This window comes from Achromobacter spanius (assembly GCF_003994415.1).
GTDB classification, from domain to species: Bacteria; Pseudomonadota; Gammaproteobacteria; order Burkholderiales; family Burkholderiaceae_B; genus Achromobacter; species Achromobacter spanius_C.
Genome location: NZ_CP034689.1, coordinates 3,785,519 through 3,799,534 on the forward strand (window position 1 = coordinate 3,785,519; position 14,016 = coordinate 3,799,534).

The 14,016-nt window shown below is 60.3% G+C and carries 16 protein-coding genes; 4 read left to right on the plus strand and 12 right to left on the minus strand.

Features of this window, described 5'->3' with window-relative positions; all coding sequences use genetic code 11:
* Positions 1-7 precede the first annotated feature (7 nt).
* The 5 genes from ELS24_RS17245 to ELS24_RS17265 are packed head-to-tail and all read right to left on the minus strand — an operon-like array spanning position 8 to position 4,200.
* Positions 8-607 carry a TetR/AcrR family transcriptional regulator gene (locus ELS24_RS17245; protein WP_127184822.1) on the minus strand — a complete coding sequence of 200 codons (600 nt, stop codon included), beginning with the start codon at positions 605-607 and terminating at the stop codon, positions 8-10.
* Between the two features lie 51 nt (positions 608-658).
* A complete protein-coding gene (locus ELS24_RS17250; protein WP_127184823.1) occupies positions 659-1,453 on the minus strand; it encodes an SDR family NAD(P)-dependent oxidoreductase in 795 nt (264 codons plus the stop codon).
* A 1-nt stretch (position 1,454) separates the two neighbouring features.
* Positions 1,455-2,171: a glutathione S-transferase family protein gene (locus tag ELS24_RS17255; RefSeq protein WP_127184824.1), complete on the minus strand. Its 717-nt coding sequence runs from the start codon at positions 2,169-2,171 to the stop codon at positions 1,455-1,457.
* Positions 2,168-3,256 (minus strand): DMT family transporter, encoded by a 1,089-nt coding sequence (locus ELS24_RS17260; RefSeq protein ID WP_342672786.1) that lies wholly within the window; start codon positions 3,254-3,256, stop codon positions 2,168-2,170. Before ELS24_RS17260 ends, ELS24_RS17255 begins: the two co-directional genes overlap by 4 nt.
* Before the next feature lie 35 nt (positions 3,257-3,291).
* Complete coding sequence (locus ELS24_RS17265; protein ID WP_127184826.1) at positions 3,292-4,200, minus strand: alpha/beta fold hydrolase; 909 nt, start codon at positions 4,198-4,200, stop codon at positions 3,292-3,294.
* A gap of 84 nt (positions 4,201-4,284) precedes the next feature.
* Here ELS24_RS17265 and ELS24_RS17270 point away from each other — a divergent pair, with 84 nt between their 5' ends.
* Positions 4,285-4,665 carry a MerR family transcriptional regulator gene (locus ELS24_RS17270; protein WP_127184827.1) on the plus strand — a complete coding sequence of 127 codons (381 nt, stop codon included), beginning with the start codon at positions 4,285-4,287 and terminating at the stop codon, positions 4,663-4,665.
* 42 nt (positions 4,666-4,707) lie between these two features.
* Here ELS24_RS17270 and ELS24_RS17275 read toward each other — a convergent pair whose 3' ends face one another.
* From ELS24_RS17275 to ELS24_RS17285, 3 genes are all read right to left on the minus strand, one after another.
* A complete protein-coding gene (locus tag ELS24_RS17275) occupies positions 4,708-5,415 on the minus strand; it encodes an RES family NAD+ phosphorylase (protein ID WP_127184828.1) in 708 nt (235 codons plus the stop codon).
* Positions 5,408-6,082 (minus strand): hypothetical protein, encoded by a 675-nt coding sequence (locus ELS24_RS17280; RefSeq protein WP_127184829.1) that lies wholly within the window; start codon positions 6,080-6,082, stop codon positions 5,408-5,410. Before ELS24_RS17280 ends, ELS24_RS17275 begins: the two co-directional genes overlap by 8 nt.
* 175 nt (positions 6,083-6,257) lie before the next feature.
* Positions 6,258-7,181, minus strand: a complete 924-nt coding sequence (locus ELS24_RS17285) for a LysR family transcriptional regulator (RefSeq protein WP_050446723.1) — start codon at positions 7,179-7,181, stop codon at positions 6,258-6,260.
* Positions 7,182-7,322: 141 nt separating this feature from the next.
* Between ELS24_RS17285 and msuE the strand changes: the two genes are divergently transcribed.
* The 3 genes from msuE to ELS24_RS17300 all read left to right on the plus strand — a co-directional run bounded on the left by msuE (position 7,323) and on the right by ELS24_RS17300 (position 10,051).
* Positions 7,323-7,904 (plus strand): FMN reductase, encoded by a 582-nt coding sequence (msuE, locus tag ELS24_RS17290; RefSeq protein ID WP_127184830.1) that lies wholly within the window; start codon positions 7,323-7,325, stop codon positions 7,902-7,904.
* Between the two features lie 103 nt (positions 7,905-8,007).
* The gene (locus ELS24_RS17295; RefSeq protein WP_127184831.1) at positions 8,008-8,991 is read left to right on the plus strand and encodes a DUF1852 domain-containing protein; all 984 of its coding nucleotides are present in this window, start codon (positions 8,008-8,010) and stop codon (positions 8,989-8,991) included.
* A 31-nt stretch (positions 8,992-9,022) separates the two neighbouring features.
* Positions 9,023-10,051, plus strand: coding sequence for a methionine synthase (locus ELS24_RS17300; RefSeq protein WP_127184832.1), 1,029 nt, complete (start codon positions 9,023-9,025; stop codon positions 10,049-10,051).
* Positions 10,052-10,154: 103 nt separating this feature from the next.
* Here the strand turns inward: ELS24_RS17300 and ELS24_RS17305 are convergent, their stop codons facing one another.
* From ELS24_RS17305 to ELS24_RS17320, 4 genes are all read right to left on the minus strand, one after another.
* A complete protein-coding gene (locus ELS24_RS17305) occupies positions 10,155-11,138 on the minus strand; it encodes a Bug family tripartite tricarboxylate transporter substrate binding protein (protein WP_127184833.1) in 984 nt (327 codons plus the stop codon).
* 282 nt (positions 11,139-11,420) lie between these two features.
* Positions 11,421-12,185 carry an SDR family NAD(P)-dependent oxidoreductase gene (locus ELS24_RS17310; RefSeq protein WP_127184834.1) on the minus strand — a complete coding sequence of 255 codons (765 nt, stop codon included), beginning with the start codon at positions 12,183-12,185 and terminating at the stop codon, positions 11,421-11,423.
* Between the two features lie 125 nt (positions 12,186-12,310).
* Complete coding sequence (locus tag ELS24_RS17315) at positions 12,311-13,267, minus strand: zinc-binding dehydrogenase (protein ID WP_205736917.1); 957 nt, start codon at positions 13,265-13,267, stop codon at positions 12,311-12,313.
* A gap of 19 nt (positions 13,268-13,286) precedes the next feature.
* Positions 13,287-14,009, minus strand: coding sequence for an alpha/beta fold hydrolase (locus ELS24_RS17320; RefSeq protein WP_127184835.1), 723 nt, complete (start codon positions 14,007-14,009; stop codon positions 13,287-13,289).
* Positions 14,010-14,016 lie beyond the last annotated feature (7 nt).

Sequence of the window (14,016 nt, forward strand, 5' to 3'; positions counted from 1 at the left end):
CGCCCCATCAACGGGCCGGGCTGGCGTCATCAAGCAACGCCAGCGCGGGCCGCACCAGGCCACGCAGCAACTCCGGTTTCGGTCGCGAACGCGCCAGCACGCGCAGACCCATCAGCAAGCCGAGCAGCATGCGCGCAAGATCCTCCGCCGACTGCGTGGCGTTGATGGCGCCGGCTGCTTGGCCCGCCTGCACGCAGCGCAGGAAGAATGCCTCCATATCCCGCAGCACAAGCGCCAGCGCCTGCTGGAATTCGGCATCGTGCGGAGACAGCTCCAGCGCCGAATTCACAATCATGCAGCCCTTGCGCTGCTCGTCCGCCAGAGATAGCTCAATGATCTCGTCAAAGAACGCGCCGATGGCCTCGCGAGGCGTCAATTGCGATTCAAAACGCCTGACCCGTTCGCAAAAGCCGCGCTCGACGTAATGCGCAAGCGCCCGCTGGTACAAGCCGCGCTTGTCGCCAAACGTGTTGTACAGGCTGGGGCCTACGATACCCATGGCAGCGGCCAGATCGCGCACCGACGTGGCTTCATAGCCGCGCGACCAGAAGCATTCGATGGCGGCATCAAGCGCCGCCGCTTCGTCAAACTGCCTGGGGCGCGCCATGGGGGCTCCTCAGCGGTTGCGTCGCGCAGCGAACGGGAAAAGGCGACGCCATCATAATGCGCTGTGGTCCTTGACCGCGTCTTCCAGCGCAGGCTTGAGCGTCAGAAACCGTGCATCAACGGCGGCGGGATCCTGGCGGTTCAGCGCGATCATCTGCGCGCGTGTCTCGCCGCCGCGGATGACTTCGAAAGCGTCGGTCTCGATACCCTCGACGATGGCCTCGGCCACGGCGGAAGCCGGCTCCCGCGAAAACCCCAGTTCCGGGCCGGCGCGGTTGGACTGCATCATGGGCGTATCGGTCCCGCCCGGATAGGCCGTCAACACATGAATGCCTTCGCCTTTAAGCTCGCGCCGAAGGGCCTCGCCGAAATGCGCCAAGCCCGCTTTCACCGCTGCGTAAGTCGTGTAGAACGGCGCGCCCACCAGCGCAATGCCAGACGTAATGTTCACGACCATGGCGTTGCCGCTGGCCCGCAAGGCGGGGATCGCGGCGCGGGTCAGCAAGATCGGCGCAAGCAGGTCCACGTTCACCATCTGCTCGATGTCGGCCTCTGCCGTATTTTCCAAGCGGCCGGCGCGCACGCCCCCGGCGTTGTTGATCAGGATGTCGAGGCCACCCAAGGCAGCCACGGCCTTGTCCAGCGTGACAAGCCGTCCTTCAGTCGTGCCCACATCGGCGCAAACCCCCGTGGCGGAATCCAGACCGCGCAGCGCGTCATCCAGCACGCTTTGCCGACGCCCCGTGATAACCACCCTGGCGCCGCGCGCCGTCAACGCATGGGCCAGCGCAAGGCCGATGCCGCTTGATCCGCCTGTGATCAGAACCCGCTTGTTCTTCAGATCCATCTCAGGCTCCTTGTGACGACGCGGGCGGGAAGTTCGACGGGAACAACGCCCGCTTGGTCTCGTCGTCGTTCACCGTTTTCCATTGGTGGCTCTTGGTCAGCGCCCGCGCACGCGCAACCGCCGGGCGCGCATCCACACTGGCGAACCAGCGCTTCAGTTCCGGAAACGGCGCCAGCGGGTCTTCGGCGCCCTTGCGCACGCGGGAAGCCCGGTCCAGCCAACCCCACGCCGAAATGTCCGCGATGGTGAAGCTGTTGCCAACAATGAACTCGCGCCCCTTCAGATGCTCGTCCAGCACCTGATAGTGCCGATCGGCTTCGCGGCGGTAACGGTTGACGGCGTAGTCCAGGCCATCGGGCGCGGCAAACTGAAAGTGCACCGCCTGGCCAGAGAACGGCCCCAGGCCCGAGGCAATGAAGAGCAGCCACGACAACAGCTCGGGCCGATCTTCAGGCGTGCCTGTTAGCTTGCCGGTCTTGTCGGCCAGGTAGATCAGGATGGCCGTCGAGTCAAACACGCGCGCTTCCTTGCCGCCGGGGCCGTCGGTGTCAACAATGGCCGGCACCTTGCCGTTCGGATTGATGGCCCGAAAGGCCGGCGTGTGCTGTTCGCCTTTGCTGGTGTCGACCGGCACGGCTTCGTACTCCAGCCCGGTCTCTTCCAAAAAGAGCGCGATCTTGGCGGGGTTGGGCGTCGGATGAAAGTAAAAACGGATCATGGCTGTTGTCTCGCTGTCGTGGTGGTCGATGGGACTGCTACCTTGCGCTTGGGACGGGCTGCCAGAAGCACGCCGCCGACGACGGCAAGAAGCGCAACGCCCTCTTCCCATGACGGCAACTCACCCAGGACGGGAATGGCGGTCAGCGCGGCAACCGCCGGAATCAAGGCAATGATGGCCGTCGCGGCGGACGGCCCCAGCAACGTGACAGATCGATTGAAGGACACGATGGCCACGCCGCTCATCAAGACGCCCTGATAGAACGCCTGCAAAACGATTTCACCGGGTGACGCCAAGTCAAGGCGGCTGAGTCCGGCAAACAGGTAGATCGGCAGAAACAACACGGCCGACCAGAAGCAGATCAACGCTGCCGCCTGCACCGGCGTCAACCTGCTGCGCCGAAACAGCAGCGTATACACGGCCCACATCGCCGCGGCCGTGATCAGCGCCAGGATGCCCACCGGGTTCGCAACGCCGTGCGCCGAGGCGCCGCCCGCGATCATGCAGACCAACCCGATGACGATAGCCAGATAACCCAGCCAGCGGCCCCTGCTTGGTTGTTCTTTCAGGAAGATCCACGCAAAAAGCCCGACAAAAACGGGCATCAATGTGGGCGCCACTGCCGCCGCCCGACCGGCGGACGTGAGCTGCAAGCCCAGGGCGACCGCCAGTACGAAGGGCATGCCCCACAGGCAGGCGTACAGCAGTCCTTCACCCCATTGTTTGGCGGACATGTGCCTTGCGCCGCGCAGCAGTACGGGAAAAAGAATCACAGCGCCGATACCGAACCGCAGCGCGGTGACATCCCACAAGCGCAGTTCCCGCGTCACGCTAAAGCGCGTCACCACAAACCAGCCCGCGAAAATCAGGACGCTAAGCGCCGCCCAGCAGAGTCCGTGAAGGGTTTGGCGAGAGGGTCGCGGGGAATGGGATATGGGAGCGGGTCCGATGGCGGCGTTCTGGGCGGGGTCGGCAAGTTGCGTCATGCGGTGGCCTTCCCCCTGGGGCAAGCGGGTTGACGAAGGCACTTGCGTTGCAGGTGCCGTGCGATGTCTGGCAATTTTATATCGACTGCTATAAAACATGCCAGCATTGATTTTCCCAGAGCGCCGATGAACGGCTAATGCGATGCCGCCGCATCAACAAAGGCAGACAGATCACGATTGAAGCGCTGCGCCTCTTCGATAAAGGGCGAGTGCCCCGCTTCTGGGTAGAACTTGCCGATGGCGTCGGGGTTCAGGGCCTTGGCCCGATTGAAGGACGGTTCGGCTTGAACCAAGGCGTCACGCGCACCGTAAATCAGCAACAGCGGCTTGTGCATGGCGCCCAAGCCCTTGGGCGCATTCAACGACATGCCATGCACGGCGTTCTGCATGGCCTGTGAGGCCATGGCCGCATTCGCCAACAAACGCTGGAACGTCTGCGCGTCGGGCAGCTTGGCAAAGCACAGCGCCACGAACTCACGCTCGGCATCCAGATGCGTCTTGAGATCCGGCGATGCCATCCCGCTGTACACCTGCGGATGCGAAACGATTTGCTCGGGCTTCAGCTCGATGACACCACCCACGTACACAGCGCCGGCGATTTTCTCGTCACCATAGGCAGCCAAGTAATTAGTGGCCACGGCAGCGCCCAGCGACCATCCCACCAAGACAGGCCGCCGGGCTCCTGACCCAGCAATCACCGCTGCCAGATCATCTGCCCAACGGCGTCCATCACGGTAGGCATCGGCGCGCTCCGGTTGACCGGACATACCATGCCCGCGCATATCAAAGGTAATCAGCCGATAGCGCTGTAACTCAGGGCTGTTGACCTGCTTGTCCCAACTCAGATGGCTGCCAAGCAAGCCGTGAATGAAGATAATGGGCTGGCCGTTCGGGTCACCGGCCTCTTGCACCGCGATGCGCACCCCATCAGGCGCCGTCACGGTGTACGGTTCCACGGCGGCATGCGCCAGCGCGGCCACAGCCATCAAGGCAACCGCGGCAAAGCCCTTGCGCCATTGGCTGAAGAGGTTGAAAAACATCATGTTGAAGCTCCTTCGAATAGAAAGAGCCCAGGCTAAAGCCTGACATTAGTGTCACAGTCAAGCGCGGATGATAAGGTTCGATCCATGAAGAAGACTGAGTCCATCACCCTGCTGAAGATCGGCGCTTTGGCGCAAGCAACCGGCGTCAGCGTGCGCTCGATTCGTCACTACGATCAGCATGGCCTGCTTGCGTCAACGCGTGCTCAGAATGGCTACCGCGCCTTCGAGGCAGTGGCCGTCACACAGGTCAAGCAGATCCAACGATTGATCGCCACCGGCTTCAGCTTGGAAGAAATCCGCAGCTTTCCGGATTGCATGTTGCTGATCGAAGGGGCGAAGGCATGCACGGATATGACGGATGCGAAGCGTAAGCGGCTGGCGATACTGGAGAAGCAGATAGCGGCGCTGGAAAAGCAGCGCCAGCGGTTGCGAGGCATGCTGATTGAGGGGGGTGGGCAGGAGTGAGTCGCCCTGGATTATGCGGAGGCCTGCACTTACCCGATTCGCCTAGCTTTTGCCTGGAACAATAAGCACGCCCAGCCGCCCCGCAAGATCCAACAACGCGTCGTACGCCCCGACATCGTCCATCAAGCTGCGCGACTCACCATCCGGGCGCAGAGTTCCGTCGGCGATTCGATCCCCAACCAGAACCACGGCCCGAGCGGAGTCATCTTGTCGAGAAATCCAAGATAAACCCTGCACCCGTGGATGCTTCTCATGAAGTTTTTTCCCCCATTGGCGGGTGACTGGGTACTGGTCTTTTTCCGTATCGATAAGCTGCCTACGGGTCACGCCTAGTTTGCGCAACGGTACGCTAGCCAAATCGACGAGCTGCAGGTCCTGGGTGACTTCAACACATGAGTGAACCTGACCTTCCAGTTTGCGCTTATCCAGACTTTTGAAACCCGGCGCGTGCGGAACATCGTGGAATACCGTCTCCATCATGGCGCAGTCCATGGTCGCACCACCGTAGAGCGTCGGAATCGGTGCGCCTTGGGCATCCCGAATAGGACTGAAGCGCGCGTTCCCCTGAGTGCCAGGGTTGAACTGGTCCGCCCGGTATTTCCCCTGGTGAACGCGGTGCAGGATAGTTCCAGCCTCTAGCGTTTTTATGGTCGCGTGAAGGACTTCAGGAGGTATCGGCGTGGCGTTGCCGGGGTGAGCTTCCATCGACATCGACACCGAATCGGCAGAACGGCTACGGCGGTTAGCCATGTGCGACCTCTTGCACCTCATCGCGAGCGGCCTCGATCACCTGATCCGGCAAAGCAGCCAGCAAGTCCTGCGGCCGCTTGCCTGACAGGAAGCTATTGGCGGACAGGAACCAATAGGCCATGCCCCAAGCATCCTTGTGCCCGTCAAATTCCTTAATGATCCCGGCCAGCGCTTTCAATGGACGGAAGCTGGCCTCCCGATCCAGACCATAGGCTGGGAAGTAGTCAACGCCGTTGTGATGAATGGCAAATATCTGCCCCTGCTTCTTCCACTTGTTTGGCTGCGCGCTAGGGTTGACGGTGCTCAGGCCTGCCAACTGGGCCACTTCGGCTGCTGTGAGCCAGTCTCCACTTTCGAGAACAGCCATGCGAGCCCGAGCCAGCATCATCGCTTCCTTGAGAAGCTGGGGCGAGGCGGGCTTGCGGGGCACAAGGGCATCAACCAAGCGCTCGACGAGCTCCCGATCCTGCCGTTTAAGGAAAAGCTCAAGCATCGATTCCGCGACGCTGGACATGTTCCGGGCAACAGTGGAAAGCGAGGCGTTGTCGACATGTTCGAATGCAAGCACCACCACCTGATTGGCGTGGGATTTTCGGAGGTAGTCCTGTGCTTGCTTCGGGGTACCCACAAGGGTGGAGACCCCAGGATGGTCTTGTACGACGCCCATGGCTGAGCTCCGTCAGAGTTATAACAATTATGTCACCATAACATATCTTCTATAACTTAAATGGCGAGGAAAACCTTCAGTTGCTGGCTGCCATAGTCGTATGAGAGAAAATCAAGGACACCGCTACCCGGCACGCCAAACCACTTGGCAAGCGGTTTGCCTACCCCCGTGAAGTTCATCCATTGGCTTCTTGCGCCACAGCGGTCGGCACGTCGGCGCCCGGATGGCGGGCCAGTTCGATGAAGGCCCGCACGTAGTCAATGGCGCTGTCCGCCTCGCGCGCCCCAAGAAAAATCTGCTTGGCGATGCCGCGCACGCCCAGCCGCACCGGCACCACATCCATCCGCGCCGCGTATTCCTCGACCAGCCAGCGCGGCAGAGCGGCCACACCGCGTCCGCTGGCCACCATCTGCACCATGATGTCGGTGGTTTCGATGGCTTTGTGGCGCTTCGGCGTGACACCGGCCGGCAGCAGGAACTGGTTGTAGATGTCCAGGCGCTCGATGTCCACGGGGTAGCTGATCAGCACTTCCTGGTTAAGCTGTTGCGGCTTGACGTACGCAGCCGTTGCCAGGGGATGGCCCTTGGGCACGACCAGCACCTGCTCGTAGTCGAACACGGGCTCAAACTTCAGGCCTGGCTTGAACAGCGGGTCGGGCGTCACCAGCAGGTCGATCTCGTAGCCAAAAAGCGCGCCGATCCCGCCAAACTGGAACTTCTGTTTGACGTCCACATCCACGTCGGGCCAGGCCGCCAGATACGGTGAAACCACCTTCAGCAACCACTGATAGCAAGGGTGGCATTCCATGCCGATGCGCAGCGCGCCGCGTTCGCCCTGCGCGAACTGGCCCAACCGCTCTTCGGCCAGGTCCAGTTGCGGCAGCACGCGGTTCGCCACCGCCAGCAGGTATTGGCCGGCCTGCGTCAAGCGCAGGCTTCGACCTTCGCGCAGCCAGACGTCGGTGCCCAGTTGCACCTCCAGCTTCTTCATGCTGTGGCTCAGGGCCGACTGGGTCAGGTTCAACACGCCCGCGGCGGCCGTCAACGACCCTTGCCTTTCGACCTGCTGGACGATGCTGAGATGGATGCGCTCAAGCATTCAGATGATTCCTGCTCATGGATTGGTGAAATAAAACCATTTTACTTCATGGTTACCCTCATCTAGCATGCGGTTCCAGCTTGATGCTGCAACTGCACAAACAGGTGCGGCGCCGGGTAGATCCATTCATGTGAAGCAAAGATGACACGTCCACTCCGTCTAGTCGCAGTTTCCGGCGGACTGCAACGCCCCTCCAAGTCAGCGGCCCTGGCAGAACACCTGCTGGATCTGATCGCCGACCATATTCCGTGCGAACAGCACCTGGTTGAACTGGGTGAGCTGGCCCCGCAACTGGCCGGCGCCGTCTGGCGCTCGCAATTGCCCGACACGGTGGAGCGCGAGCTTGGCGTGGTCGAACAAGCGGACATCCTGGTGGTGACAACCCCGGTCTACCGAGGCTCGTACACGGGGCTGTTCAAGCACTTCTTCGACTTCATTCATCAGGACGCCCTGATCGACAAGCCCGTCTTGTTGGCGGCCACCGGCGGCAGCGAACGCCATGCCCTGATCATCGACCACCAGTTGCGGCCGCTGTTCAGCTTCTTCCAGGCACGCACCTTGCCGCTGGGCGTCTACGCCACCGACAAGGATTTTGCCGACTACCGCGTGCAGGACATGGCCCTGATCGAACGGGCCAGGCTGGCGGTCCAGCGCGCACTGCCCTTGATCGAATTGATGCGCCATCCACGCACCGCCGCCGCGGAAGAAGCGGTAGCAGCCTGACGCAAAGCCAAATCAAGCGCCGCCCGCAGCGGCAATAGCGTCCGTCGCCAAGCGGCCGCCGGACTCCGCATTTCTTTCGTAAAAATCAGCACACCCCATCACCATGAGCAACGCGTTCACATTCAACATCAAGAGCATTCCTTTTGATGAAAATTACCAGCCTTCCGACAGCACGCGAATCACGACCAACTTCGCCAATCTGGCGCGGGGCACGAGTCGCCAGCAGAATCTGCGCAACACGCTGAAGATGATCGACCGGCGTTTCAATAGCCTGGCGCATTGGGACAACCCCAGGGGAGATCGCTACACGGTCGAACTCGAAATCATCTCCGTTGAAATGAACATCGCGGCCAACGGCGGCAGTGATGCGTTTCCGCTGATTGAAATCTTGAAGACCAATATCGTTGACCACCACAACAACGAACGCATCGAAGGAATCGTCGGGAACAACTTCTCTTCGTACGTGCGCGACTACGACTTCAGCGTGCTTTTGCAAGAGCACAACAAAAACAAATCCAGCTTCAGCTCGCCTGACGGTTTCGGCGACTTGCACGGCAAGCTGTTCAAGCACTTTGTCGGTTCCAGCGCTTACCAAGAGCGGTTCAGCAAGCCGCCTGTCATCTGCATCAGCGCCTCAAGCAGCAAGACATACCTGCGCACTGAAAATCAGCACCCCATCCTGGGCGTTGAATATCAGCAAAACGAATTCTCGCCGACGGACCAATACTTCGAAAAAATGGGCTTGCAGGTCCGTTACTTCATGCCCCCGGGCAGCGCCGCGCCGTTGGCCTTTTACTTTCAGGGCGACCTGCTTGGCCACTACACGAACCTTGAGCTGATCAGCATCATCAGCACGATGGAAACGTTCCAGAAAATCTACCGCCCCGAGATCTACAACGCCAATTCCGCCGCGGGCAAGGTCTATCAACCGAGCCTGAAGAATCAGGATTACTCGTTGACGCAGATTGTCTATGACCGCGATGAGCGCAGCCAGCTCGCCGTGAAGCAAGGAAAGTTCACGGAAGAGCACTTCATCAAGCCCTACAAGCATGTGCTGGAAAGCTGGGCCGCCAACTACGCGCACTAATCACTCAAAAAACACACGAGACCACCTGATCATGAAAAAACTACTGCCCACCTCCACCGCCGGCAGCCTGCCCAAGCCTTCGTGGCTTGCACAGCCTGAAAAACTCTGGTCGCCTTGGAAACTGCAAGACGACGAGCTGATCGAGGGCAAACAAGACGCCTTGCGCCTGGCGCTGCAAGAACAACAGCACGCGGGCATTGATATCGTCAGCGACGGCGAGCAAACCCGTCAGCACTTTGTCACGACGTTCATCGAACATCTCGACGGCGTGGATTTCGAAAAGCGCGAGACCGTTCGCATCCGTGATCGCTATGACGCAAGTGTGCCGACCGTCGTGGGCGCCGTCAGCCGTCAAAAGCCGGTGTTCGTTGAAGACGCCAAATTCCTGCGTCAGCAAACCAAGCAACCCATCAAGTGGGCGCTGCCTGGCCCCATGACGATGATCGACACGCTGTACGACGCCCACTACAAGAGCCGCGAAAAACTGGCCTGGGAATTCGCCAAGATCCTCAACCAGGAAGCCCGCGAATTGGAAGCCGCAGGCGTGGACATCATCCAATTCGATGAACCGGCGTTCAACGTGTTCTTCGACGAAGTGAACGACTGGGGCATTGCCACCCTGGAACGCGCCATCGAAGGCCTGAAGTGCGAAACCGCCGTGCATATCTGCTACGGCTACGGCATCAAGGCAAACACCGACTGGAAGAAGACGCTGGGCTCGGAGTGGCGTCAGTACGAGGAATCGTTCCCCAAGCTGCAGAAGTCCAGTATCGACATCATCTCGCTGGAATGCCACAACTCGCACGTGCCGATCGATCTGCTCGAATTGGTACGCGGCAAGAAGGTGATGGTCGGCGCCATCGACGTGGCGAGCGACAAGGTTGAAACGCCGGAAGAAGTGGCCAATACGCTGAGAAAGGCGCTGAAGTTTGTGGATGCCGACAAGCTGTATCCGTGCACGAACTGCGGCATGGCGCCGTTGTCGCGGGCTATTGCGAAGGGCAAGCTGCTAGCTTTGAGCGAAGGCGCGGAAATCGTTCGCAAGGAACTGTTGGGCTGATGCGCCATGGAGTCAGACTGCATTTTTGCGCTGGCATCGGCGAAATTGCAGTCTGACTTCGTGGGAATGCGGGGCGAAGGCGGAGGTTTTATCTTTGTTCCGCCTACTGTTCCTTCAGCCCCAACGACTTGATCAATGGGGCGAACAATTTCTTCTCTTCCTGCACACGCGCGGCATACTCGGCCACGCTCAGCGGTAGCGCCTCGGCGCCGGCGTCCAGGAACCGCGCCTTGATCTCCGGCCGTGCCAGCACCTTGTTGATTTCGCCGTTCATGCGATCAACCACATCATCGCGGGTGCTGGCGGCGGCATACACGCCGAACAGGCTGTCCGCGAAAACGCCGTCAATGCCGGCCTCAGAAAAGGTTCGTATGTCTGGCGCCACGGCGGCCCGTTGCCGGCTTGCTACCGCCAGCACCTTCAGCTTGCCCGCTTGCACCATGGGAAAGACCGTGGCCGGTCCAAAAGCAAAGTCGATCTGGCCCGCGGCCAGGTCTTGTATCGCCGGCGCCACGCCGCGATAAGGCGCATGGGTGGCCTGCATGCCGGTAGCCTGCTTGAGCAGCTCGCCAGCCAGATGCGGCGTCGTGCCGTTGCCGGCCGAACCGTAGTTAAGCGGATTGGGCTGCTTGCGCGCGTATTCGACGAACGCTTCAAGCGTATCGACGCCCAGCGAGGACCGGACGAACAGGAACAACTGGCTGTTGGCCAACAAGGCGACCGGCCGCAAGTCACGCTGCGGATCGAACGGCATGTTGGTGAACATCAGTGGGTTGACCGATTCAGTCGTCGATGGATTGAGCAAGAAGGTATGGTTGTCTCGGCCGTTGCGCGCGACCTCGGCGCCCGCCACGTTGCCGCCCGCGCCGCCGCGATTCTCCACGATAACGGTCTGCTTCAAGGCCTCGGCCAAATGCGGCTGTACCGTGCGCGCCAGCACGTCGACCAGCCCGCCAGGGGCCAGCCCCACGACCAGGCGCACCGGCTTGTTGGGCCAAGCCTGAGGCGGCGTTTGCGCTTGACTGCCCGTCGCCCAGCCAGTCAGCGCCAGCAGCATCATGGCCAGGCAATGTCTACGCAACGGCATGCGATTCTCCTTATGGGCCGCCACCGCGCGATCCTGCGTACGGTGCGTCAGGTGCCGCACCCCGGTGAACCGCCTTGATGCCTCATCACGGCGGTGCCCTGCATCTGCCGCTCATTCTTCACAAAAGTTTAAGCATAAAGAATCCCGGATAACCCTAGTTTGCCGGGGAGGAGCAAGCGCGGCTTGTCTAGACCGCTTTAGGCCGAACAAAAATTGTGTCTGATGATGAAGATCGGCTTTGCAGTCGTGTGGCGCGGGCCAACGGGCCCACTCCAGAAACGCTTAAGACGTGAAGCCGCCGTCGACCAGGATGTCGGCGCCCGTGACATAGGAGGCCTGTGGACTGGCGAGAAACGCCACGACGCTGGCGATTTCATTCGGCTTACCGTAACGGCCCACCGCGATACCGGGGATGAGCAACTTGGCCCACTCGCTATCGACCGGATTCATGTCCGTGTCTACGGGCCCGGGGTGCACGGCGTTGACGGTGATACCACGCGAGCCCAGGTCGTATGCCAAGCTGCGGTTGAAGCCAGTGATGGCTCCCTTTGTCAGTCCGTACACCGAGAGACCGGGCACACCGGCATACTTCGTGGCCGAACTACCGATGTGCACGATTCGGCCACCTTCCTTCATGTGGCGTACGGCTTCCTGCGTGGCAACGAACACGCCCGTGACGTTGACCGCGAGCATCGACTGATAGTCCTCGAACGTAATCTGGTCTATCGGACTCGCCGACGCGATTCCGGCGTTATTCACCAGAATGTCCAGACCACCAAATGTCTCGACCGTCTTGGTGATGGCCGCGCGCACGGCGTCCGGGTCCGCAGCGTCGGCTACGATGGCCCGCGCGCGGCCACCGGCTGACTCGATGTCGGCGATTGTTTGCTTGGCCGAGTCAGGCGAGCCGCGGTAGGTGAAGGCGACTTGGGCACCGTCGGCAGCGAGTTGCTTGCTGATGGCCGCCCCGATGGAGCGCGAACCACCAGTGACGAAAGCCGTCTTGCCTAGCAGCGGAAGCGATTGGGTAGAAGTTGTGTCGTTCATAGGTCACTCCGTTTAAATGCCGAGAATTCGGTGGAGTGACTTTCGCGCTTTTATTGCCGATTGATTAGTATCAAATGACTTGGATCATCTTCAAGCAATTATTTAATATCCGCCTGGAGGTTGGTCTATGTGATCAGAACCGGAAGCCCGGTCAAGCGGCGACGGTCCATGTCGTCATGTGCACGCGTAATCTCATCGAACCGATAGCGAGCGGTTTCTAGGTCGTCGAAAATGCCGGAACGCACTGCGGCCCATAGCTCGTTGGTCGCAATCCCAACCGCCTGACCACGCACATATTGAGGGGCACCGCCACTTCGAACTGCGATGGCTCGTCGAGCGAAATCTGGTCGGTTTATCGATGCTTGGCCCGACGCATAGCCGATAGCTGCTATGACACCGCCGTCCCGGACACTTGCAGCGCCCAGATCAAACATCGCCTGCCCTACAAAATCGTAAACCACATCCACCCCATCCGGGGCGATCGCGCGGATGTTCGCCGCGATGTCGGGATCTTGTGAGTGAAACGCGTAAGTGCTGCCAGCGCTTACCTTGGAAAGCTTGTTCGGAAACCCAGCGATACCAATGACCGTCGCGCCGAGCGATTTTGCCCAACGGGAAAGAATTGAGCCCACGCTTCCTGATGCGCCGAGCACCAGCGCCACATCAGTCGGTTTGAGATCGTATAGCCCACGAAGACCCATCCAGGCCGTTCCGCCCTTGGCCAAGAAAGTCGCTGCGACCTCATTGGTGATGTCGCCAGGCAGGCGAACCAACGGTGCCGTTGAAATCACCCTCTCGGTAGCGTATGCACCCTCGGCGTAGAAGTAGGCGACACGGTCGCCGACCGAGAGCCCACTGACGTCGGGTCCTATCGCAGTGACTATCCCCGCTGCTTCAAAACCAGGGACCGCCGGCATCGTCACCGGATACTGCCCCCTCCGTATCATGGTATCGACGAAATTGAGACCAATCGCGTCTTGGGTGATCTGAACCTCGCCAGCACCTAGCGCCCGCAGGTCGCTGTGGATGATCTGCAGCACGGCCGGACCGCCGAGGGACTGCATCTGAATAATTTTCGGCATGCACCTAGACCATTGATATCTAAACCTGAGCCCAATGCGCTTCTAATTCCCGCGCCACGTCCGTGGTCCGCTCCAACATGGGCCAATGGGAGCTACGAAGCTTGACTGCAGCCTGAGCGCGGGTAGCATTCGCCAGCTCATCGGCAAATCGGTGTGGCAGATAGGGGTCATCCAAACCCCAAATCACCAGCGCCGGTACAGTGATGTTGCTCAGCTCTGGCTTCCATTCCGCACCGACATGGACGGCTGATCGATATAGCGCAAGAATGCTCGACTTCATGGTTTCGTCGATATAGCGAACCATCTCTCGTGCCTCGTCCCTGGGCACCTTCGCTTGAACGAGCTGATCGGCGAACGCTTCCAGATCGAGATTTTCCATCCAGCGCTCGCCCTCCACCGGGGTTTGCCAGATCTTCGCCAGATCGTGCCAGGGATATGCGGGATCGACTGGACCACTGATCCCCACCCAGGTGCGGACAAGATCGGGGCGAGTCGACGCGATCCGCGCGGTCAGCAGGCAACCCCAGTCGTGGCCAACCAAATCGACCGGTGTGCCAATCGCCTCCAGTTCCCTAGTCAGCCAATCGATATATTCCTCTTTTGTCGCCGTAAATCCATCGGGCACAGGTTTTCCAAAACCCGGCAGGTCGGGTGCAATCACGTCCTGCCTTTTGATTTGTGAGAGAAGGCGGTTCCAGAGTCGATGGGTGTCGGGAACGCCGTGGACGAGTACCGCTGGCATGCTGCAT